Annotated in this window: 12 protein-coding genes; 8 read left to right on the plus strand and 4 right to left on the minus strand. The window is 44.7% G+C overall.

Annotation, left to right across the window (positions count from 1 at the left end; translation table 11 throughout):
- Window positions 1–97: 97 nt before the first annotated feature.
- The gene (pulA, locus tag M3180_RS11295) at window positions 98–7,831 is read left to right on the plus strand and encodes a type I pullulanase (RefSeq protein WP_251667567.1); all 7,734 of its coding nucleotides are present in this window, start codon (window positions 98–100) and stop codon (window positions 7,829–7,831) included.
- Between the two features lie 466 nt (window positions 7,832–8,297).
- Here the strand turns inward: pulA and M3180_RS11300 are convergent, their stop codons facing one another.
- The 4 genes from M3180_RS11300 to M3180_RS11315 form a co-directional block, all read right to left on the minus strand.
- Window positions 8,298–9,284: a cation diffusion facilitator family transporter gene (locus M3180_RS11300; protein WP_251667568.1), complete on the minus strand. Its 987-nt coding sequence runs from the start codon at window positions 9,282–9,284 to the stop codon at window positions 8,298–8,300.
- A 282-nt stretch (window positions 9,285–9,566) separates the two neighbouring features.
- On the minus strand, window positions 9,567–9,746 hold the full coding sequence (locus tag M3180_RS11305; RefSeq protein ID WP_251667569.1) for a YjfB family protein: 180 nt from the start codon (window positions 9,744–9,746) through the stop codon (window positions 9,567–9,569).
- A gap of 481 nt (window positions 9,747–10,227) precedes the next feature.
- The gene (locus M3180_RS11310; protein ID WP_251667570.1) at window positions 10,228–11,061 is read right to left on the minus strand and encodes a carbohydrate ABC transporter permease; all 834 of its coding nucleotides are present in this window, start codon (window positions 11,059–11,061) and stop codon (window positions 10,228–10,230) included.
- Window positions 11,061–11,951, minus strand: a complete 891-nt coding sequence (locus M3180_RS11315) for a carbohydrate ABC transporter permease (RefSeq protein WP_251667571.1) — start codon at window positions 11,949–11,951, stop codon at window positions 11,061–11,063. Before M3180_RS11315 ends, M3180_RS11310 begins: the two co-directional genes overlap by 1 nt.
- 150 nt (window positions 11,952–12,101) lie before the next feature.
- On the opposite strand from M3180_RS11315, the gene M3180_RS11320 reads away from it, so the two are divergent.
- The 7 genes from M3180_RS11320 to M3180_RS11350 all read left to right on the plus strand — a co-directional run bounded on the left by M3180_RS11320 (window position 12,102) and on the right by M3180_RS11350 (window position 21,825).
- Entirely contained in the window at window positions 12,102–13,919 is a 1,818-nt protein-coding gene (locus M3180_RS11320) for a sensor histidine kinase (protein ID WP_251667572.1), read from the plus strand.
- Window positions 13,912–15,555 (plus strand): response regulator transcription factor, encoded by a 1,644-nt coding sequence (locus tag M3180_RS11325; RefSeq protein ID WP_251667573.1) that lies wholly within the window; start codon window positions 13,912–13,914, stop codon window positions 15,553–15,555. The genes M3180_RS11320 and M3180_RS11325 overlap by 8 nt, the downstream gene beginning before the upstream one ends.
- A 130-nt stretch (window positions 15,556–15,685) precedes the next feature.
- The gene (locus M3180_RS11330) at window positions 15,686–16,996 is read left to right on the plus strand and encodes an ABC transporter substrate-binding protein (RefSeq protein WP_251667574.1); all 1,311 of its coding nucleotides are present in this window, start codon (window positions 15,686–15,688) and stop codon (window positions 16,994–16,996) included.
- A 333-nt stretch (window positions 16,997–17,329) separates the two neighbouring features.
- Window positions 17,330–19,417 carry an alpha-galactosidase gene (locus M3180_RS11335; RefSeq protein WP_251667575.1) on the plus strand — a complete coding sequence of 696 codons (2,088 nt, stop codon included), beginning with the start codon at window positions 17,330–17,332 and terminating at the stop codon, window positions 19,415–19,417.
- A gap of 193 nt (window positions 19,418–19,610) precedes the next feature.
- A complete protein-coding gene (locus tag M3180_RS11340; RefSeq protein WP_251667576.1) occupies window positions 19,611–19,895 on the plus strand; it encodes a hypothetical protein in 285 nt (94 codons plus the stop codon).
- A gap of 541 nt (window positions 19,896–20,436) precedes the next feature.
- Window positions 20,437–20,955 carry an SRPBCC family protein gene (locus M3180_RS11345; RefSeq protein WP_251667577.1) on the plus strand — a complete coding sequence of 173 codons (519 nt, stop codon included), beginning with the start codon at window positions 20,437–20,439 and terminating at the stop codon, window positions 20,953–20,955.
- 201 nt (window positions 20,956–21,156) lie between these two features.
- A complete protein-coding gene (locus M3180_RS11350) occupies window positions 21,157–21,825 on the plus strand; it encodes a hypothetical protein (protein ID WP_251667578.1) in 669 nt (222 codons plus the stop codon).
- Window positions 21,826–21,981: the final 156 nt, after the last annotated feature.

Consider the following 21,981-nt stretch of genomic DNA (forward strand, 5'->3'; position numbering starts at 1 on the left):
ACGCCATAGTTTCCGGCGAATATTAAGCGGCACTCGTCATCAATTAATGCAATCGTTTGCGCAAATTATCGAAAAATGAAGAACGGAGGAGTGCTATATGTTTAACGTACAGAAGAAATGGGTGGCTGTGCTTTCGATTGTTGCATTATTATTATCATTGTTTCCAACATCAGCTGCCTACGCCGAAGCTGAAGTGGCTGCAGAAGATGAAACGTGCGGCTACATTACAGTGGATGGCTTAAAGGACGATCTGTGGAATAGTGTGCCGACCCTAGGCACGTCAGCATCAAAGGGCTGGAATGATTTCCACATCGATAACCTGAAGCTGACGAATGATTGCACCTATTTATATTATTGGATCGACGGTGTGAAGCTGGATAATTGGGGAGAAAACGGACTCTATCTTAATCTGGCAATATCAATCAATGGTGGACCTGCAGCTGATGTTGATGTGAATGCTCCATGGGGCACAGGCTTTAACTTTAGCGCTGCAGAGGAACTGCCAAGCTATCAGGTCGTGAGCCGCATTAAGAACAATAATGAGCTTAACGGCGCAGCGATATACAAGACAGACAATTTAAATGAACCGATTGCTTCAAGCTGGGGAGAAAGTAAAGGTACCCAGTTCGCCAACGCCATTGATACGGGCTTCGAGGGTCGTATTCCTTTGTCACTGCTAGGTCTAGCAGAAGGGGACTCGATTAAAGCGATCGCTGTGCTAAGCGGAAATAACGACATCGAGCATGGCGCATTCGATGTCATTCCTGAAAGCGCAAACAATAATATTGCGCAATCCTGGAACGTATCAGCAGAACCAAACACACAAGCTGAATATACTACATCATACAGCATTAGCTTTCAAGCACCGGAGCTTGTACTGGCAAGCTCTGTACCAGCAGCAGGTGAACACAATGTAAGCACTGAGCTATCAGAAATACGATTGAATTTCATAGGAGAGCTAATCTGGGATGATGCAAGCCAGCTGCCAGTATTGCAGTCTGCCGACACAAGCGTTGCTGTTGAAGCGGGCATAGATGAAGGAGCTGTCATCGTCAAGCTTCTTGAAAAGCTTAGCTATCATACAACGTATATGATGACATTGCCTGCTGGATCGATAAAAAATCTAGCGGAGGATAAGACCATTACATTTACAACAGAGAAGGACCCGAGCACAATGAACACTTACAATATTCACTATTACAGGTTGGATGGACAACAAAGTCAGTGGGATATTTGGACGTGGGATGATGTTAATGATGGTAGAGAGATAGATTTTACGGGTACGGACGAATCGGGATTTGCAACAGTAAGCATTACAAGTGATGCTCGTATAATTAATGTGATTACACGTCCTGGTGATTGGAGTACACAGGAGGAAACACGCATCATTACCATGCCGCAGGGGCAGCAGAGTGTTGATGTCTGGCTTATTCAAGGGGATGAAACAGTTTATTACAATGCAGAGGACGTAGATCTATCTGCAAAGGTTCAAGCGGCATTTATGGATTCACTAACGTCGATTAATGTTACGACAACTGAAGAGCTGCAGCCTGAACAACTGAATGGATTTTATGTCATGGAGCAGGCAGAGCAGGTGAGCGTTGCGGTGAAGCCTGAGAAGCTTGGCAAGCTTCTCTATCGTCTAACGGTTGACGAGGATGCGATTGACGTTACGAAGTTATACCGAGTGGGACACTCCTCACTCAATAGCACAGAGCTAGTGTTTCGTAACGTGCTGAACGACCAGAAATTTTATTACGGCGGTTCAGACCTCGGGCTTACCTACCATACGACTGGCAGCACATTTAAGCTATGGGCACCAACTGCTTCTGCAGTATCCGTTGCCATCTACGACGAAGCAGGTCAGTATAATGCGGCTGGCAAAGTAGAGGATCATACAGGTGGCACCGAGACGATGCTTTCTCGAAGCGAACAAGGCGTATGGTCAGGCACGGTCAATGGAGACTTGGCAGGACAATATTATATGTACCATGTGCAATTTGCAGACGGCAGCAGTCACTATGTCGTTGATCCTTACGCGCGTGCGGTAGCAGCTAATGGGGCAAGAACGGCTATCGTCAGCTTGGAAGCGACTGATCCGACAGGCTGGAGCAACGATCAGAAGCCAGCGTTTATGCAGCCAACGGATGCGATTATCTATGAGCTGCATATTCGAGACTTTTCCATTTCTGAGGATTCAGGAGTAAGTGAAGCGAGTCGGGGCAAATATGCCGCATTTACAGAGTCTGGTCTCGTCGATGAGTTTGGACATTCGCTCGGTATTGATCATTTGGTGGAGCTGGGCATTACACATTTGCATCTGCTGCCAGCCTACGATTACCAGACGGTCAATGAGCTGACGGTGAATGATCCTGCATCCACGAATCCGAAATTCAATTGGGGCTATGACCCGCAAAACTATAACGTACCTGAAGGCTCATATTCGTCAGACCCAGCTAATCCAACAGCAAGAATTACTGAATTTAAGCAAATGGTTCAGGCGCTTCACGAGCGAGGCATTCGCGTCGTCATGGATGTTGTATACAATCATACGTATTCGATCGAGGATGGACCATTCAATAAAATTGTGCCTGGCTATTTCTATCGTACGAACAGCAATGGCTCCTATTCCAACGGCTCTGGTGTAGGCAATGAAATTGCGACCGAGCGTCCAATGGTGAGGAAATATATTAAGGACTCCGTAAATTACTGGGCACAGGAATATCATATCGATGGCTTCCGCTTCGACCTCATGGGGATTATCGATACGACAACGATGGCTGAAATTACGCAGGAGCTTCATCAGGAGGTTGATCCATCGATTCTAATCTACGGGGAGCCGTGGATGGGTGGCTCTACACCGCTTCCAGGTACGGATCAAACGCTGAAGGGTTCACAGAAGGATTTGAATTTTGCTGTATTTAACGATCATTTCCGATCTGCCATTAAAGGTGATAGCGATGGAGCTGGCAAAGGCTTTGCAACAGGGGACTTAGAAGCAGGCAACATCGATGGAATTCTGAAGGGGCTTATCGGTGCAACGACTGATTTTACGAACGCACCAACGGAGACGATCAACTATGTGACCGCTCACGACAATCTAAATTTATGGGATAAGGTGTTACGAACTCAGAATTTGTTTGAAGAGCTCAATATGCTGTCCATTACAAACGGTGAGCTGAATAACGGCGGTAATGTAGACGATGCAGTAGCAGCTGCTAATCCGTATCGATATGTTGATCAGGAGGACGTATTTGCTAATGAAACGGTAAAACGCTCACTTCTTGCAAATGGTATTGTGCTGACTGCGCAGGGCATTCCGTTTATTCATGCGGGTGATGAGCTGCTTCGCAGCAAGTATGGCGATCATAACAGCTATCGCAGCCCGGATTCAGTGAACAAGATTAATTGGGGCAATAAAGCAAGCTTTGCGGATATCAATGAATATTACAAAGGATTGATTAAGCTTCGCACCTCCCATCCAGCCTTCCGTATGACGACGAAGGCAGAGGTCGATGCGCATCTAAATGTACTGGAAAGTGCCAATGGTGTTGTTGCCTATACATTAGGCGAGTATGCCAATGGAGATGAATGGAAAAACATCGTTGTTATCTACAATGGAGCAAGTGAAGCACGCAACATTAAGCTTCCTGCTGCAGGAGAATGGAATGTAGTCGTTAACGCAACCTCTGCAGGCACAGCTGTTTTGTCAAAGGCAACGGATAGTGTAACGGTTGACCCGATCTCAATGATGGTGCTTTACGATGAAGCGACGGAGGATACGTCCATTCCAACAACGCTAGAGGTAAAGCTTGCGAAGAAAGCGATGGAAGCAGGTAAGGATATGATCGCTACTGCTGTCGTGAAGGATCAGCGGGGCCGCATCATGACAGGAGAGGAGATTACATGGAGCTCCTCGAATGAAGGCGTTGCGACGATAACAGATAGCGGCAGAATTAGAACGTTGAAGGAAGGCACTACGACGATTACAGCGTCAGCCGGTGAGCTAACAGCTTCTGCTCAGTTAATTGTCGCTTCATTAGTACCAACTGAGCTTGTTATTCAAGGGGAAGACATGGTCTATGCTGATTTTACGTCGAAGCTTACGGCGACAGTTAGAGACCAATTTGGCCAAGTGATGAGCAGCCAGCCACTGAAGTGGACGTCGAGTGATCAACAGGTTGCAACTGTCGATAGTACTGGAATCGTTACTGGTGTGTCACCTGGTCATGCAGTTATAAACGCTGCGATAGGAGACATCAAGGCTAACTTCACGGTTGAGGTCAAGTCGTACGTGAAACGCTATATCCAATTCGAATATGAGCGAGAGGATAAAGACTATACAGATTGGGACCTATGGGTATGGAATACAGGCGTGATAAATGATGCGATTCCATTCACGATCGAAGCTGGAAAAGCGATTGCTTTAGTTGAGGTTGCACCTAATGTCACTCAGGTTGGCTTTATTGTACGAAAAGGAAACTGGTTAGAGAAGGATACGGAGGCTGACCGATTTGTAAATATTAGACTGGATGAAAGCTATGTCGTCGTTAAAATTACGAGTGGGCAGGCAGAATTCCTTCAAACACCGTATATAGCCGGTCCAATAATCGAAGGAAATGATGTTACCTTCTACTATCGCAATGAAGAGCTATATCGTAGTAATGAGCACCATCGTATTTCAGAAGTGAAGGTGAAGCTTGGTGATAGCGAATATTCGATGGCGTACGATACAGCAGGTGAATACTACAGCTATACGTGGCAGGATATGGAGGAAGGAGAGTACCCGTACACATTCCTCGTTACGATTGATGGTGAAACGATCGAAATCGTAGATCCGAAAAATAATGTGGATGGTGTATCGAAAATTATTTATCAGCTGATCAAAATTGACTTGAGTGCTTCGATTGCGCCAGACAGCTTCAATTACAATACACACAGCCTGCTGACGATTGAAACGGACACGCCGAAGGAGTTAATTAGCAGTATTTATGCTGATTTGACTGCGCTGGGCGGCCATGAGCAGGTGCAGATTGATAAGGAGCTGATGGCACTAACGATCTCAGTCACTGATGATGTCACTGCAGGTGTCAAATCGATTCCAGTAACGATCATTGATAGGAATCAAGTGGAGCATCAAACCTCTGCTGAAGTAACGGTGAACGCTCGACAAGTTAGTGGAAAGCATGACTTCGATTGGGATGAAGCACGCATTTACTTCATGCTGACTGACCGTTTCTACGACGGAGATGAGAGCAATAATGATCCGAATGGCGAGAGCTATGATACAACACACGCTCAGACGTATCATGGCGGGGACTTCCAAGGTATTATCGATAAGCTGGATTATTTAGAAAAGCTAGGGATTAATACGATATGGATTACGCCAATCGTTGACAATGTGGACTGGAATGTAGGTCATGGTCAGCCGTGGCAATATCAATATGGCTACCATGGCTACTGGGCAAAGGATTTCACGAAGCTCGATGAGCATCTTGGAGATTTGGATACCTTCAAGGAGCTCATCGACAAAGCGCATGATCGTGGCATTAAGCTGATGGTAGACGTTGTGCTTAACCATACAGGCTACGGAATGGATGCTGAGGATGTGAGGCTGAATGTCCCGAACTATCCAACAGAGGAAGAGCAAGCGGTGTTCAGTGGTATGATTCGCAATCCAGCAGGAGCGGGAGATCTACATGGTGAGTTAGCCGGACTGCCAGATCTTCGCACAGAGGATGCGGCCGTTCGTGAGCAGATTATCGCGTGGCAGGTTGATTGGCTAGAGCGTGCACGTACTGAGCGGGGGGACACGATTGACTACTTCCGGGTAGACACTGTAAAGCATGTCGAGCCGACGACGTGGACACAGTTCAAAAATGAGCTAACGAAAATTGAGCCTCAGTTTAAGCTAATTGGTGAAGTATTCGGCGCATATGTCGATGACCAAAGAGGCTACCTAGGCTCTGGGATGATGGATTCGTTGCTTGATTTTAACTTCAAGTACATTGCGCGTGATTTCGTGAACGGCAGCGTTGATTCTGTAGAGGAAACGTTACAGGCTAGAAATGAAAAGCTGAATAATGCTGCAACGTTGGGTCAATTTTTAAGCAGTCATGACGAGGATGGATTCCTGGCCACCTATGCGAACAATGATGAAAGCAAGCAAAAAATTGCTGCATCATTGATGATGACAGCTAAGGGTCAGCCAGTTATTTATTACGGCGAGGAGCTTGGCATGTCTGGTAAAAATGCGAACTTTGATGAGGGCAATTATGGCGATAACCGATACGATATGCCATGGGATGAGCTAGAGGAACGCAGCGATATGCTAACGCATTATCAAAAGCTATTAGCTGCACGCAGCCAGTACTCTAAAGTATTTGCCAAGGGCACTCGTACAAAGCTCGCTGGTGGCGACACTGATCAATACATCGTGTTCGAGCGTGCCTACAACAACGATGAAGTGTATGTAGCGATCAATGTTAGTGATGAGCCGCGTAATGTAACGTTTGAGGTGGATGCGAAGGCTGGTGCTATATTGACAGAGCTGTACAGCGGCAATCATATCGTTGTAAGACAGGATAGCACCGTTACACTCGAGCTTCCTTCTCGCATCAATGGCGGAACAATCATACTTGCGAATCCAGCTGTTGTAACGCCAACTCCGACACCAATTCCAGCACCAACTACAGGTGAACCTACTGGGAATGATGGTCATGTGACAATTAGTGAAGAGCATTTGAATGGGGATTACTATGACGTTCGTTTGAGCTTGTCAACGTCAACGAACACGATAACGCTTGTTCCATCGAAGCTTCATAAGCCAATGCGCTTGCTAGGAGATGGTTTCTCGGTTGTGATCTCTGTCGAGCAGCTCGAAGCATGGGCTTCACAGACTGGTAAAATGACCGTTACACTAACTGCAGCGGAAGTGAAGCAGCAGCTTGATTCAGCAGCCAATGCAAAGAAGGCACAGCTGAGTGCACAATCGCCAATCCTTGAGCTTACTTTTGCCAATGAGCAAGCAGACAAAGCGCTTACAGCCATTAAAGCTGGCATTACGCTAAGCTTTACAGCAGGTAGTGGTGATGGTCTGTTGACGAACGTGTATCAGCTGCTTAAGAATGGAACACTGCAATACGTACCTGCGAAGAAGGCAGATGGACAGTTCACAGTGTCTGCAGCTGAAGCGGGAAGATATGTGCTAATCCGCTATGAGAAGGTGTTTGCTGATGTTACAGCAGAGCATTGGGCATCCAGCCTTATTCAGCAGGCTGCTGCTAAGCAGTTCATAGAAGGAAAGAGCGAGAATACCTTCGCTCCGAACGATACGATAACGAGAGCAGAGTTTACAGCAATATTAGCTCGCATCTTAGGATTATCCCCTGATGGCGCGGCTCCGTTCACTGATGTTGCAGCTAATGCATGGTATGCGCCAGCGATTGCAGCCGCATATGAGGCAGGTCTAGTAAATGGAGTCAATGACCACAGATTTGCGCCACAGGCAGGCATCACCCGCGAGGAAATGGCCGTGCTGCTTGTACGCGCATTGGACTACAAGAAGCAAGGGGCATTGGGAACAGCTTCGCAAGATGCAGTTGGTCAAGGAACCACAGACGGCACATCATCCGTAGTGAATCCACAACACAACAGTGTATTGAACTACGAGGATGCAGATCAGATATCATCATGGGCGATGGAAGCTATCCGTAAAGCAACAGAAGCTGGCATCATGCAAGGTAAAGGCAATCATCATTTCGACCCAAGAGGACAGTCAACAAGAGCGGAAGCTGTCAAAGTGTTACTAGCCCTAGAAGCGCAGCAATAAAGAGCGACAAAGCTAAGCACAATAAAGTATTAAGCGTAACAAAGCAATAATCATGTCGACTAAAACAACCAGCACAATAGCATCTGCTTATTCTAAGTAAATGGAGCAGCATTGAAGGGTGTATTCACCCCAATGCTGCTCCTTTATTATGTATGAAGATGGCCTACGAAGTGACGCCTACAAACCACCCCAGCGGAGTAAACGGTGAAGATTCACAACGAAGTGAAGCCCACGAACAGCCCCAGCAAGTAATCGAAGAGGTTCACAACGAAGTGACACCCGCGAAGAACTCCAGCGGAGTAATGGTGTTAGTGTAGAAGCGAAGCGTTTGCCTTTGTCCTCTGATTTCTACCATTATAATACTTCAAGAAATCAGAGAGACAACAGCAATCGGAACAACACCATTTACGGAGCGCTGAAACCTCACCATCTACGGAGCACTGTAACTTCACCGATTACGGAGCCATCAAACAGGACACGGCTCATGCACCATCACTGACGTTTCAATTTGAAACGTGCTATGCGAGATCCCGAATTGCTCCTCCACAAGCTTAATCGCATTCCGTAGTACCGCTTGCTGGTCGGCCTCATCCTCTATGACAAGATGACAGCTAAGCGAATCCATATTCGACGTTATCGTCCAGATATGCAGATCATGCACGTCAATAACATGAGGCAAATTAGACAGCTTTTCAAGTACAGCCTGCTGATCGATTGACGATGGTGTTCCTTCCATTAAGATATGCAAGCTTTGCTTCAATACGCCCCAAGCACTGCGCAGAATGAGAAGGGCTACGATAACGCTAATAATAGGATCAGCGTAATACCACTCAAAGCTAAGCATAATGATCCCTGCAACAATTGCTCCGATTGAGCCAAGCGCATCGCCAATTACGTGCAGGTAAGCGGAGCGCATATTCAGATTATGCTCGACATCCCCTTTTTTCATAAGAAAATATGCAGATAGTAGATTAGCCGACAAACCGATGCAAGCAATCCAAATCATCGTTCCACTAGCAACAGTAGGGGGAGCGCTAAACCGCTCGATCGCCTCCATAATAATGAATGCAGCGACAATAAATAACGTAACAGCATTCAGCAAAGCAGCCAGTATCTCAAAACGATGATTGCCGAAGGTGCGCTTAGGTGTAGCTGCCTTTGCTGCTAAGCTAAATGCAATGAGGCTAAATAACAGTGAGCTGCTATCACTAAGCATATGACCGCTATCCGATAGCAAGGCTAGACTATTTGTCAGCAATCCTCCTACAAACTCTAGCACCATAATACCTGCTGTAATAACTAGTGCAATAATGAGTCCAGTACGGTTGCCGTCCACAGGTCCATGATGATGATGCAATCCATGATGGCTGTGATTATGGTGATTGTGAGAGCTATGGCTGTGACTATGATTATCGTGACATTGATTGCTGTGATGTCGATGTTCTTCTGACATATCATTTCCTCCTCAATCAATCGATCATTGTAATAGTGTTGGTTAGTCTTGTTTGTATCATGTATGATATGAGACCCAATAGATCGATTAATTACTTATAAATTTATTAGTTGTTGTTACTATTAACTATATATGAACACATGTTCATATATAGTTAATCATAAGAGAGAAATATTGTCAATACGTTCTTACTTGTCTAGCTAGCCCATTTTAACAAGAGTCGTATATAGAGAAAAAGAGCGCCCAATCAATTGATTGAGACGCTCCCGCTACAGCTTACTATTACACGCGAATATCAAGCTTGTTCCCCAGATTAGGATCAAGACTACCTTCTAGCACTTTAGTGATCAGCTGGGAAGCCATGTCCTTATTCTGATCCAATGATTTTTTCAACAAGCTAACTGAAACTTCCTGCTTAACAGAAGCTAGGCTGTTGGAGACTGATGCTGCTGCGATATCCATCCATTTCACCTCTTTGCATTGTTATTTGTGCTACAAAAAAGCAGCTAGGTCTATAGGAAGACCTAGCTACTATATCGACTTGTATCCTTGAGTTCATTATAGAAAAAGCCTGTTCAATGTAGTCCGCTATATATAAGGTTAATGTAAAGTATCACCTTGAAGTGTAAACCCACGTAGACACCCCAGCGGAGTAGATGGTGCGAGTTACTACGCACAACGTACCACACCCCACTAACACACCCCAGCGAAGTTTATAGAGAGGTAATACAACGAAGCAACACCCACAAAGAGCTACAGCGGAGTAATGGTGAGAGTGGAAAAGCGAAGCGGTTGCCTTTGTCCTCTGATTTCTACATTTGATTCACTTCTAGAAATCAGAGGACAACAGCAATTGTAACCTCACCATCTACGGAGCGCTGACAACAGCAACTGTAACCTCGCCATCTACGGAGCGCTGCTTACAAGAGAGAGAAGCATGAACTTACCCTTTAACGGCGCCTGCTACAACGCCCTTAACGATATACTTTTGCAGGAACATAAACACGACAATCGAAGGAAGCACCGCCATAACCATAGCTGTCATCGCATACTGCCAGTCAGAAGTATATTGACCCACGAAGGTATAGGCAGCTAGCGTTAACGTCTTAGTATCCGGAGAGCCGTTTACGAGCAACAATGGAAGCAGGAAGTCGTTCCAGATCCACATGACGTCAATAATAACAATTGTCGTTGTTACGGACTTAAGCAACGGGAAGATAACGGAGAAATACAATCTAAAGCCTGATGCACCGTCAATCGTTGCACTTTCATCAATTTCTTTTGGAATCCCCTTCACGAAGCCATGGTAGATAAACACCGCAAGTGGAGCACCAAAGCCCCAATACAGCAATCCAAGACCAACCGTGCTTTCAGACAAATTCAACTGATTCGCCAGCTGCACAACGCTAAGCATGATGGACTGGAATGGAATGAGCATTGGCATAATACACAGCATGTAGATTAGAATGCTCCAACGAGATTTCGTACGTGCGAGCTTATAGGCTGCAATCGATGACACGAACACAATACCTGCTAGGCCAAGCACGGTAATCACAAGGTTGTTCGTGAACAGTTTTGGGTAATCGATAAACTTCCATACATAGGAGTAGTTCTCGAGCATTAATTTCTCCGGCAGCGCAATAACATCGCGCATCACTTCACCGAATGATTTGAAAGAGTTGTTGATTGCCAAGAATAATGGGTATAGAAACAGCAGTGATGCAAGAAACATAACGATTTCTAGTATGATTCTGCCAATCGTTTTCCGGTTTTTCATTATGCTTCAACCTCCCTGCGTTTGAACAATGTAAGCTGAATAATGGTAATGACCAAGACGACAACGAACAGAACAATTGCCTTTGCTGTACCATAGCCGAATAGGTTGTTCTGGAACGTATCGCGATAAATATCATACGCAACACTGTAAGTCGTTCCACCAGGACCACCAGCAGTAAGGGATAGAATGACATCAAATACTTTAATCGAGTTTGTTAGTGCCATAAATACACTTATCGTAATCGAGGGTGCGAGCAATGGTAATGTAATGTTGAAGAAGCGACGGATCGGTCCAGCTCCATCAACTACAGCAGCTTCCTTCAGATCGTCCGGCACGGATTGCAAGCCAGCGATATAGATAACAAGATAGAAGCCGACGGATTGCCATATCGATACAAGCAGTATGGAGATAAAGGCGAGCTTTGGATCACCTAGCCAGCTTAGCTCGAAAATGCCCCAGCCTGTACTTTTACCTAGAGACTCGAAGCCTTGCATGAAGATAAATTTCCAGATGAAACCAACGATAACTAGACTTAAAATATACGGTATAAAAAATGCAGCGCGCAGCCATGTCGTTGTTTTTAGCTTCATATTAAGTAATAGTGCAAGCAGGATGGCGATCACATTGATCAGAACAATGTAAAGCACCGTATATTTAATCGTAAACCATGATGCTTGAGCAAAGTTCGCATCGCCCATAAAAATCTGCTTATAGTTTTCTAGTCCAACAAATTTTGGAGAGCTAGATATCCCGTTCCATTCCATTAAGGAGTAACGAATCGTCATAAAAAATGGAATATAGAAGGCGACAGCAATACAGATGATGACTGGTATAGTGAACAGTCCAAATTCTAGCTTGTCATTCCCTTTTCTACCTAAAAACTTGAACATAAGGCACCTTCTTTCTTGTAGTTCGTTGCATGATAACGTTATATTACTTATTATAGAGAGCAGTCTTGAGCGGCTAAATGGATTTTAATTATCAGTTAAGGGTAAAAAAGTGAACCAACGTTAAAGTATGAAAACAGGAGGTCATGACGTATGAGAAGCATCAAGAGATTGCATGAATGGGCAACTGGCCGACTTGTGAACAAGCTCAACCTATTGTTTTCAGCAATTATTATTTTAGTGGTAGGCAGCTTAACGCTAATCTCCTATCAGATGCTGCAAAAAGAAGCGATCGGTCATAGTATTTCCAGTACCTCGAACAACTTAAAGCTTGTTAATCAGAATCTGGAGGACTACGTGAAGGAGATGGAAAAGAGATCGCTGCCTCAAAGTAATTTTGACGAGCTAAGCTATGCATTCGTGCATGAAGCGGAAAGCTACTCCTCGAAAATGCTTATAGAGGAATACTTGCGAAGCATTTTCTATAACGAGATGGATCTGGAGGGCATTTATTTATATCTTTTTAACTCTGGGAAATATTACGAGGTGAAGCGTCTACGCAACGACATTACGATATCGACACATGAGGACACAAGTCCAATCGAGCAGCCGTGGTATGAAGAAGCATTGCAGAGCCAGTTCAATCGTTCCTATCAATCACTTGAATTTACAACGATTGAGGACAGCTATCAAGCACGTGCGGAGGAAGGCTACTTCGCTTACCATCGTGTGATGCGCTCTATAGCGACCAGAACGCCACAGGCCGTCATTTCTTTCTACTATAATCGCAACGTTTTTGATGATATTGTAAAGGATATTCCGATTGAAGGAGATGAGCAGCTGTTCTGGCTGAGTCCGACGAATGAGCTGTTTATGGCAAGCAATCAGGACACATATATGCAATTGGTTGATCATCAAGTGATCGATGCACTGACCGATGAGCACGATGGACAATACTCATATACGATAGACGATCATAAGTATTTGGTGATTTACAACATTGGGGATAAGGAAGGCTGGAAGCTCATTAAGCAAATCCCCTATACTCAGATCAATGCGAGCGCGAAGCAAAGTTTGCAATTCAGCTTACTGATCGGGATTGGCTTTCTCGTGTTGGCTGTCCTACTAGTGTTCATATTTGCTAGTCATATTACAAAGCCGCTCATTCGACTGTCCACGCAAATGAAAAGGTTTAGTGCAGGGGACTTTGATGCAACACTAGAGGTAGTCGGCACGGACGAGCTGGCATATATCTCGCACCGTTTCAATTCGATGGTTCGTCGGACAAATGAGCTTATTAATGAACGGTACAAGCTGAAGCTCGCTGAAAAAAACGCAGTGCTGAAAGCGTTAGAGGCGGAGATCAACCCTCACTTCCTGTACAATGCGCTGCAGGCTATTTCCACTAAAGCTCTGAAGAATGGACAGCTGGAAATCGTCGACATGGTCGATTCACTCGCCATGTCACTTCGATATTGTATAAGCGGAAGTGATATTGTTACAGCACAAGAGGAGCTGAAGCATATCGGTCATTATTTAGCGATACAAAAGGCTCGATTCGGCGAGCGCTTAATCGTTAATATGGATGTGCCAGAAGCGTTAACGACAATCGATGTACCGAAGCTTTCTATTCAAACACTGGTGGAAAATGCGGTCAAGCATGGACTGGAGAAGGTATCAACTCCTGTTACCATAAACATTTCCGTACGTTCAGAGGAGCATCACGTGACGATAACGGTAGAAAATAACGGTCCTGCTATCGAGCAGGAGAAGCTAGCGGAAATTAGACACTGGCTTGCACAGGACTGGGAGGAAGCGCTATATAAGCAGGAAAGCATTGGCTTAGTTAACTTAAATGCTCGTCTTAAGCTGCTTTACGGCAATGAGTCAAGGCTAGAGATAGAAAGTGATGAGAACAGCACGAGAATGATCATTATACTGACAAGAGGAGGAAACAGGGGAAATGATTAACGTTATCATTATTGATGATGAAGAGCCGCTTCGTGAAGCCATTAAAATTTTGGGACAATGGGAGGAGCTTGGAGTCTCCCATATATATGAAGCGAATAACGGCAAGGCAGCATTAGAGCTTCTTGCCCAGCACTCAATCGACATAGCACTCATCGATATGAAAATGCCTGAAATGAATGGCAAGCAGCTGCTGCAGGAGCTAGAGCGAAAGTACCCAAGGCTGCTTACGATTGTAATAAGCGGCTACGATGATTTTGAATACACGAAGCAAGCGATACGATCGCGAGTTGTTGACTATCTGCTAAAACCGATCAATCGTCAGGAGCTCAATCAATCACTGCGCAAAGCAGTCGATCTAATGGAAGCGAGACGGAAAGAGGAAGAAGAAAGCATTCATCAAAACATTACGCTGAACATGTCATTGCCGAAGCTGAAGGAGAAGCTGTATTTATCGCTTATTGATCGCAGCTATACGAGGTACTACAATGAGGACCTAGTAAAGCTTATCGGTGCTGATCAACCCAATCAGCTACTGGCAGCAGTTTCGATCTATATGCTTAACATGAAGCAGCTGGCGAAGCGACGCTTTAAGGAGGATATTGATCTGCTTCATTTTGCAGTGACGAATATTGTCCACGATATTACATCAAGCTATTTTCAAAGCTTCAGCTTCGCTAATCCGAAGCGAGAGCGGGATATTATTACGATCCTAACATTTGAGGGCAGCTATCGTGAGGATATGCTCTACAAGCTCTATCATCAAATGAATAAGCTCAGTACAACGCTCAGAGAGCTATTCCAGCTAGAGGTTGTTATTGGCATAGGCTCTCCAGTTCACAATATTCAAGAGCTAACCGTTAGCTTTGATCAAGCAAAGCGTGCAGTGATGAAGTATGATCTAAAGCGTGAATACAATAGTGGAGCTGTGATGAAAAGTGACGATGCGCTGGAAGGGAATACGTCAGATTATCAGTCTGTGCTTACACGTCTCAACCAGCTAAAGCAGGCATCGGAAGCGGGCAGAGCGATGCAATCCTTCTATCAATACCTCGCTGGGCAGCTAGAGAAAGCAGAGCAGTTTACACTCGGACAGTCAGAGAAGCTGCTTGAAGAGATGATCATTATGTTTAATGACGTAGCGATGGAATTCGGTGTAGCGTCTTCGAAGCTGCCTATTGGAGCAGATGAACCGCTTCGTGTGCTTGGCATCGATGGAGATTATTCCAATACCGAGCAGCTGGGCTCTATTCTGCAGCAGCTTGTGCAGGGGTATAAGGAAATGATCGACCAGGAGCAGCAGCAGGATACTAGCTTTAAGATTCAAGATATTAAGAAGTATATTGATCAGTATTATTACGAGGATATTAAAGTCACGATGTTTGCAGAGAAGTATTACTTAAGCCGAGAGTATTTGATGAAGCTTTTCAAGCAGCAATATGGAAGAGGAATTCATGAGTATGTGCAGCATGTGCGCATGGAGAAGGCGAAGGAGCTGCTGGCAGATGAGCAGCTCAAGGTGCAGGAAATATCCGATATGCTAGGCTATAAGGATAATAATTACTTCAGCAAGGCCTTTCGCAATCGGTTCAATATGACGCCCTCTGAGTATCGTCAGTCACTAGAGCCGAAACTGTGAAAAAGTGAAATGTATCCTGATCGAACACTTTTTTACCCTTTTTTCTTCACTTATATACATTTTTTGCTGAATGAAATTTCATTAGAATGAAGGTGTAAAGAACATAACATTTTTGATTGGGGGCATTCAAATGTTTAAGAAATTTTCCTCGCTGGCCTTAAGCTTGGTGCTAGCTGTAGGTCTGCTATCCGCATGTGGAAGCAGCAACAATGACAATTCCGCAGCGAACACTAACAACCCAGACGGAGCTGGAGATGCAAAGGTAACGATCAACATGTTTACCGCTTCACCAGAGTATACCGAAGCATTTAACGCTTATATCGAAGAATACAAAAAGGTTAAGCCGAACGTAACGATTAACCTTGAAATTATGCAAGCCGACTACAACACTGTACTAAAATCTAAAATTTCTTCTGGACAAACGCCAGATGTGTTCCAAACAACAGCAGGCGGTGACATCGATACATTTGCTGAATATAGCGCTGATTTGACAAATGAGCCGCTAGCGGCAGCGATGACAGATGCTGTTCGTACAAGCATGACATCAACTGACGGCCGTGTGCTTGGATTGCCTGTAAAAGGGAATCTAATGAGCTTGGTTGCTAATATGGATCTGCTTAATCAAGCGGGCGTAACTGAAATTCCACAGACGATTGCTGAGATGGACGATGCTATTGCTAAGCTAGAAGCTGCTGGTATTACACCGTTCGCGAATGCTTATAAGGAATGGTGGGTATGGAAGCATATCTTCCAACACTATGTAAATGCAGCTGCTGAGGATGCTGGAATTTCTGCACAGGAGCTAGTTAACCAATTTATCGCTGGTACAACAACGTTCCAAGAGCATTCAGTACTTTACAACAACTTCTTTGAGTTTATCGACAAAACCGTTACACATGGTACGAACAAGCCGCTTGAGCGTGACAGCAATGCACAAGTGAGTGACTTCGCTACAGGTGAAGCTGCATTCCTAACAGGTAAAGGTGCTTGGGATGAGGAAGCAATCAAAAAGATTACTCCAGATATGAACATTCAAATCGCAGGCTATCCTGTAAGCGACAAACCAGAGCAAGCAACAATTGCAACAGGTGCTGACCAAGCGCTTCGCATTAACAAGGATTCTAAAGTAGTAAACGAAACAATCGAGTTCTTTAACTGGCTGTACACTTCTGACTACGGTAAGAGCTGGTTCTCTGAAGTAGCGCGTGTAATTCCACCAATTAAAGATGCTCCGCTTCCAGATCTTGATATGCCGAAGCAAATGGATGAGATTCTGAAAGCAGGTAAATCTGGTGAATTGTCCGTTAACTACTCTTTGGATACATTCCATCAAAAATTCGGTGAGCTAATGCAGGCGTATATCGGTCAAAGCAAATCTAAAGATCAAGCGATCGATGAAATTCAAAAAGCTTGGATTCAATTCGGCTCATCCGCACAATAATAGCTAGCTAAATGAGTAGGCTGCGCCAGCAGCTCTAAAAAACAATGACTCAGTACGATTGTGCTGAGTCATTGTTGTATCTAGGCGTGGTAAAAATGAAGTAAATGACGTGTATCTAGGTATCGTAAAGAGTGAAGTAAGTAACGTGTATCTAGGTATGATAAAAAGTGAAGTAAGTAGCGTGTATCTAACTTGTTAAGTGCGTAATAATTGGCGAGTAGTTACGCCTGGTGGTAATTAGTGTAGTTTATCGAGACAAGTATCCTGTAAACATAGTGGCTTCTTGTGCCATCACTTAGTAAAACATTATTAGTAGTGGAGGGGAATTATATAATGAAGGAACAAATGATTACGGTAGAAGAGCAGGGCTTGCACCTTGTCTTTCGTGTATCTGAAGAAGGAGATGTTACGCTTCTTCATATCGGCACCTCTCAACTGGACATGGAGCTGATCCCTAAGGATAAGATTGCGGGCTATCGCATGCTAGAGCTGCAGCTGACAGGAGAGGATCGTGCAGAGTATCATGGTCGCTCACATCGCGCTTCGTTTCCTGGGCTAAGACTCATCTACCGTTCACATGAGGATAGCCGTAATGCACAAGGAAGAAAGCTAGTAATTACGCTATATGATCCTGTAACAGCCATTACTGTAGAGCAGCATTATCAATTCTATGGAAAGACTATACGCTGCTGGTCTACTGTACTCAACTCGGGCAGTGAAGGGGTTGCTCTAGAATATATTTCATCCCTCGCATTTACAGGATTCGGCAAGGAAGGCAGCCTCGATCGGAGCGATAAGCTTAAGCTGTATATTGCGCATAGCGGCTGGCAAAGTGAGCTGCAATGGCAAAGCTATACATTGCCTGAGCTAGGCTTGAACCATCTGGCAGATCGCGGCTCCAAGCGATTAGCGTTCAGCAACACAGGTTCATGGTCCTGTGCAGAAACGGTGCCAATGGCGGTGCTGGAGAATAAAGAGAACAACACAGCTCTATACTGGCAGATCGAGCATAACGGCTCGTGGCATTGGGAGCTCACCGATCAAGTGGATCAGCTGTCATTGCTAGTCGGAGGGCCGAACGAGCATGACAATCATTGGTGGGAGAAGCTAGAGCCTGGCGAAAGCTTTACGTCAGTGCCTGTATCCTTTGGTATAGTCGAAGGCGGTTTCGAGGAAAGTGTAGCGGAGCTTACGCAATACCGCAGAAGCATACGTCGCCCTAACGAGGATAATGAGCTGCTACGTATCATATTTAACGACTATATGAACTGTTTATGGGGAGCGCCGACTACAGAGAAGCTGCTGCCGCTCATTGATGCTGCGGCAGAGGTTGGCTGTGAGTATTTCTGTATCGATGCAGGCTGGTACGCCCCTGGCGAATGGTGGGATGGAGTTGGTCAGTGGCTGCCTTCTATTGAACGTTTCCCTGAAGGAATAAAGTACGTGCTGGATTACATCCGCGATAAAGGTATGATTCCCGGACTGTGGCTTGAGATCGAGGTCATGGGCATTCATAGTCCGAAGCTTGAAGAGACGGATGATAGCTGGTTCTTTATGCGTCACGGTAAGATAGTGAAGGATCGAAGCCGTTATCAGCTTGATTTCCGCAATCCAAAAGTGATCGAGCATGCGAATGAAGTGATTACTAGACTCGTAGAACAATATGGAGTCGGCTACATTAAAATGGACTACAACATTAATGCGGGCATAGGGACAGAAACCGGTGCCGATAGTGTAGGTGCTGGCTTACTGGAGCATAATCGCGCCTATCTGAACTGGCTAGATCAAACCTTCGAAAAGTACCCTGAACTCGTTATTGAAAACTGTTCGTCGGGCGGTATGCGAATGGATTATGCAATGCTTAGCCGCTACAGCATTCAATCGACTAGTGATCAAGAGGATTATGTTAACTATGCAACGATTGCGGCAGGCGCATCTGCTGTGCTGACGCCAGAGCAGGCGGCAGTTTGGTCCTACCCTTTACGTGAAGGAGATGATGAAGAAGTCATCTTCAATATGGTCAATGCATTGCTGCTGCGTGTTCATCAAAGTGGACATTTAGCGGAGCTCAGCAAGCCTAGACTTGCTCTCGTGAAGGAAGCGCTAGATTACTATAAAGAGATCCGTCCGCTTATTAAGGAAGCTATTCCATTCTGGCCACTTGGATTGCCTGATCATCAATCGGAATGGGTGAGTGTTGGGCTCAGACATCAGGAGCGCAGCTTCATCGCTGTTTGGCGAGTGAGAGGGGAGGCACAGTCTGTCGTTCTTCCGTTAGCTGGAAGAGGCTTCGAGTCCAGTGATATTCGCATTGCTTATCCAGAGCAACACGGCAGCGAGCTTAGCTGGAATGCTGAAAAGCAGGAGCTGACAGTAACGATGCCCCAAGGTAAAGTAGCTCGGCTAATTGAGTTGACATAGCATGGTGAGATATTGTAAAAAGCACCGCCGAACATGAACTTTGGCGGTGCTTTTCTACGTGAGTTAGAGCGTACGAATGCAGTGCGGTACGAGGACATATGTTGATGTGTGCGTATTGTTGTAGCGTGTAGCCGGGGCGTATTTGTGTGAAAAAACATATAAAAAGCTCGTAGAAGCACTGGATTGACGCGATTTGTGTGAAAAACCACCCAACACACTCGAAGTAGCGAGTAACCAGCGCGATTTGTGTGAAAAACCACCTAAAACGCTCGAAAAAGCGAGTAACCAGCACGCTTTGTATGAAAAACCACCTAAAACGCTCGAAAAAGCGAGTAACCAGCGCGCTTTATATGAAAAACCACCCAAAAACCATCGAGTATCGCACAACCACCGCATTTTATATGAAAAACCACCCAAAACGCTCGAAAAAGCGAGTAACCAGCGCGTATTATATGAAAAACCACCCAAAAACCATTGAGTATCGCTCAACCACCGCATTTTATATGAAAAACCACCCAAAACGCTCGAAATAGCGAGTAACCACCGCATTTTATATGAAAAACCACCCAAAACACACGAAATAGCGTACAACCGCCACTTTTTGTGTGAAAAACCACCCAAAACCCATCGAAGTATCGCACAACCACTACGTTTTGTATGAAAAACCACCCAAAGCACACGAAATAGCGCCCAACTACTACGTTTTGTATGAAAAATCACCCAAAAACCATCGAAGTATCGTACAACCACCGCATTTTATATGAAAAACCACCCAAAAACCATCAAAGTAGCACACAACCACTACGTTTTGTATGAAAAACCAGCCAAAAACCATCGAGTATCGCACAACCACCGCATTTTATATGAAAAACCACCCAAACCCGTCTGCAGCAGTATCAATCTAGCTCTAGCAGTTTTTGTAGCCGAATTTCGAGCAGTCATATAACATACCATTTGCGTTAACCTCACCTTATTCGTTATGATGGGATTAGCATATACGTCTAAGAGGAGATGAATAGATGTTTTCGAGAGCAAAGCTAGGTAAGATTAGCTCTAAGGTTAAAGGGCAATCGTTGTTTTTAGAGCAAGTATTTCCAGCTTCACGGGAGGAAGTGTTCCAAGCTTTTATTGATCCTGAGCAGCTTAAAGAATGGTGGGGCCCGAACGGTTGGGAGCTAACCTTTTGTGAGATTGATGCAAAGCCAGACGGATATTGGCATTTCTGCATGACGTGCACGGACAAAAGCAAGGAGTACGTAGGGCAACAATCCTGGGGGAAAGCGATCTATGTCGAGATGGACAAGCCGAATCGCATCGTGTACCGAGATTGCTTCTCGAATGAGGCTGGCGAGATCGATCCAAGTCTTCCAGAATCGATCGTTGTGTTAGAGTTTGAGGATCAAGCGAAATTTACACGTGTAAAAAGCGAGGCTCGTTATCCTTCTCAGGAAGAGCTAGACTCCGTGCTAAAAATGGGGCTCGTTACAGGCATAACAGAAACATGGATGAAGCTAGATCAATTTTTGAGGAAGAAATAATTACATAGAATACACTTACAAAACGCCTACCTAGATCAAACATCTGAGGTAGGTGTTTTTTGGTCTAGGGGACACACATTACAACATATGTCTTCAAATGTAACTATACAATCGATGACTTCAATATAGGGTTAGTTTATGGATATATAGAGAAACAGACATGGATATGCTTAAGTTTTCATCTACAAGGAGGGGTGCTCGTTGGTGTGGAGAAGAAAGGCATGGATTTATAGTATGTTGCTATTCATTTCGTTGTTATTTCTTATGGTTGACCATCGTGGACTGAATTTTGGGGATCATATCTTTCGATGGTTTGGACTTCCAGCGTGGAGTAGAGGAGATCAGGGCTTACATTATTCAGTCGTATTAGGGTTGATCTTAACCTTATTATGCGGCAATCTTGTAATTCGTCACTTTAGAAAAAAATATAATAAAGTGGCAAGAAAAGTCGTAGTCGCTTGTATATTATTGTTTATACTTTTTCCTCTCGTGACAAAGTGGGCGCTAATGCTTGTACATGTAAACGACACTGGATTAGCCGTACTTGATTATTCGAAAAAAGATTATCGCTGCAGCTATACGACAAATGAAGGGATTGTATCGTATCGTTGTACGATTCAGTTATTTAATTACGGAAAGGAAAAGGTAGTGGTAAACATAAAACCAATATTGGAGAGAGTGTATGAACGAACAAGTGATTACCCCGCTATTGAAATTCAGTATAGGCAAGTGACTCTAGAGCCTAGATCGGGCGCTACATACTCGATGACCTTTGAGAGTAAGCCTACAGAACAAGCTTCTTTCGGGAGTAATCGCAATGGCGGTGTAAGCTTTCTATTAGATGGTCAAGAGAAGCATGTGCAGTGGTAGGGATAGATGGTCAAGAGAAGCGTGTGCAGTGGTAGGGATAGATGGTCAAGAAAAAAGTATGTGAAGTGGTATGAATAGATGAGCAAGAAAATCGTGTGCTGTAGTTGGTAAATAGGCACCAAGTGAAGTGCCTACAATGGTAATGAAATAGAAGAA

The organism is Paenibacillus camelliae (assembly GCF_023715345.1).
Lineage (GTDB): Bacteria > Bacillota > Bacilli > Paenibacillales > Paenibacillaceae > Pristimantibacillus > Pristimantibacillus camelliae.